Below are 2610 nucleotides of genomic sequence, written 5' to 3'. Positions count from 1 at the left end.
CAGGTTAAATCCTGCGGCACCTGTGGCGGCTCGGGCGCGGTGCAAATGCGCCAGGGCTTTTTCAGCGTGCAACAGACCTGCCCCACCTGCCGCGGCACAGGCAGGGTCATTCCCGAGCCCTGCACCACCTGCCACGGCCAAGGCAAAATCAAAAAGCAAAAAACCCTTGAGGTCAGGATTCCGGTGGGTATCGACGGCGGCATGCGCATCCGCAGCGCGGGCAACGGCGAGCCTGGCACCAACGGCGGGCCACCGGGTGACCTGTATATTGAAATCCGCCTGAAAAAGCACGACATTTTTGAACGTGACGGCGACGACCTGCATTGCTCGGTGCCGATCAGCATCATCACTGCCACGCTGGGCGGAGAAATCGATGTGCCCACGCTCGACGGCAAAGCCGCCATCGACATCCCCGAAGGCACGCAAACCGCCAAGCAGTTCCGCCTGCGCGGCAAGGGCATCAAGGGCGTACGCTCCAATTACCCTGGCGACTTGTACTGCCACATCCTGGTAGAAACCCCGGTGAAATTGACCGAACACCAGCGCAAGCTGATGCGCGAACTCGATGAGTCGTTCAAAAAAGATGGCAGCAAGCACTCGCCCAGCGGCGACAGCTGGACCGATCGGTTGAAAAGCTTTTTCAGTTGATATTTGTCGTCCAAGCGACCTTTAAAGAGTCCAGAATCGAGCCACGCTGTTGCGTTACAACGGCGTGGCTTTTTCGTTGGACTAACTTGCATGAATCCAGAGCGACGCCCCAAATGATGAAAGCGTACCGTCATCGCGAGCCCCCCGTATCCGGCCCGATACCGCACACGGACCTTGAACAGAGACTTCGTCATCGCGAGCGAAGCGTGGCGATCCATGACTTCCGGGGTCATGGATTGCGTCACTGCGTTCGCAATGACGGGGCTGTTCATGGAAAGCGCTGCGTGGCGATCCATGTCTTCGGAAGTCATGGATTGCGTCACTTCGTTTGCAATGACGACGTTCTTTCACGTTAAAGCTTTGTCTTTGTGGGAGCGGCGCCCTCGCCGCGAATGACTTCGGATGGTTAAACCTGAGGAGACTTTCAAATGAGCGTGACCATCACCTTTCTGGGCGGTGCCAGCACCGTCACCGGCTCCAAATACCTGGTCCAGCACGAGGGCAAACGCCTGCTGGTGGACTGCGGCCTGTTCCAGGGCTACAAGCAATTGCGCCTGCGCAACTGGGCCCCGCTGCCCGTGCCACCCGACCAGATTCATGCCGTGCTGCTGACCCACGCCCATCTGGATCACAGCGGCTACTCTCCGCTGCTGGCCAAGGAAGGCTTTAACGGCCGCGTCTACGCCAGCCGCGGCACGCGCGACCTGTGCCGCATCTTGTGGCCCGACAGCGGCCATATCCAGGAAGAAGATGCCGCTTTTGCCAATCGCCATGGTTTTTCAAAGCACGCCCCTGCGCTACCTTTGTACACACGGCAGGACGCACTCGATGCCCTGCCGCTGCTCAAGGCGGTGGAATTCGACAAGGTCATTACACCAATACCGGGCTGGAAGGCGACCTTCCGTTCGGCCGGACACATATTGGGCGCGTCGAGCATTCTGCTGCAAGTGGCGGGCCGACGCATCCTGTTCTCGGGCGATCTGGGCCGCCCCGACGACCTCATCATGAGCCCACCCGACGACGCACCGCAAGCCGACACGGTACTGATCGAGTCCACCTACGGCGACCGCATCCACCCCAAAGAAGACGTGCTGGCCGAATTGGCTCCGGCCTTGCAGCGCGCGGCCAAGCGCGGTGGCGTGGCCGTGGTGCCGGTGTTTGCCGTGGGCCGTGCCCAGGCCTTGCTGCACGCCATTCACCTGCTCAAAATGAAAGGCGAGTTACCCACATCGCTGCCGGTTTTCCTCGACAGCCCGATGGCCGTGCACACCACCCATTTGTTTGAAGACCATCCCGGTGAACACCGGCTGAGCCACCAGGACACGCGTGCCCTGACGCGCAGCGCCACCATGGTCAACAGCACAGACGAATCCAAGGCGCTGGCCAGCCGACACGGCCCCATGGTCATTTTGTCGGCCAGCGGCATGGCCACCGGCGGGCGCGTGCTGCACCACCTGGAACACTATGCGGGCAACCACCGCAACATGATCATCCTGACCGGCTATCAGGCACCCGGCACGCGCGGCGCCACGCTGGCCAGTGACGCCAAGACGGTGCGCATCCACGGCCGCGATGTCGAGGTCAACGCCGAAATCGTGCAGCTCGAGTCGGCCTCGGCCCACGCCGACGGCAACCAGTTGATGGCCTGGCTACGCACCATGCCGCAGGCGCCTGACCAGGTTTATGTGGTACACGGCGAGGCTGGCCCCGCCGACATCCTGCGCGGCCGCATCAAGCACGAACTCGGCTGGCGCGCCGTGGTGCCCGAGCAGGGCTCGACCTGGCCTACATAATGTCGGATGTCGGAACTTGCATGAATTCGTAGCGATGCCCCAAATTATGAAAAAGTACCGTCACTGCGAGCCCCCTGAATCGGGCCCGATACCGCGCACGGACTTTGAACAGCTACATCGTCACTGCGAGCCCCCCGTATCCGGCCCGATACCGCACACGGACCTTGAA

The 2610-nt window shown here is 61.4% G+C and carries 2 protein-coding genes; both read left to right on the top strand.

Features of this window, described 5'->3' with window-relative positions; genetic code table 11:
• Nucleotides 1–648, top strand: a 648-nt coding sequence (locus IBX54_RS14315; RefSeq protein WP_296543328.1) for a DnaJ C-terminal domain-containing protein, incomplete at its 5' end; no start/stop codon positions are given.
• A 428-nt stretch (nucleotides 649–1076) separates the two neighbouring features.
• Complete coding sequence (locus tag IBX54_RS14310; RefSeq protein WP_296543327.1) at nucleotides 1077–2441, top strand: MBL fold metallo-hydrolase; 1365 nt, start codon at nucleotides 1077–1079, stop codon at nucleotides 2439–2441.
• Nucleotides 2442–2610: the final 169 nt, after the last annotated feature.

Origin of the sequence: Rhodoferax sp. (genome assembly GCF_014859475.1) — a bacterium.
Classification (GTDB): Bacteria; Pseudomonadota; Gammaproteobacteria; order Burkholderiales; family Burkholderiaceae_C; genus Rhodoferax.
This window is presented reverse-complemented; position numbering and strand designations above follow the sequence as displayed.

Coding starts and splice junctions, on each gene's coding strand:
- IBX54_RS14310 (WP_296543327.1), top strand. CDS start 1,077: ATGAGCGTGACCATCACCTTTCTGGGCGGTGCCAGCACCGTCACCGGC.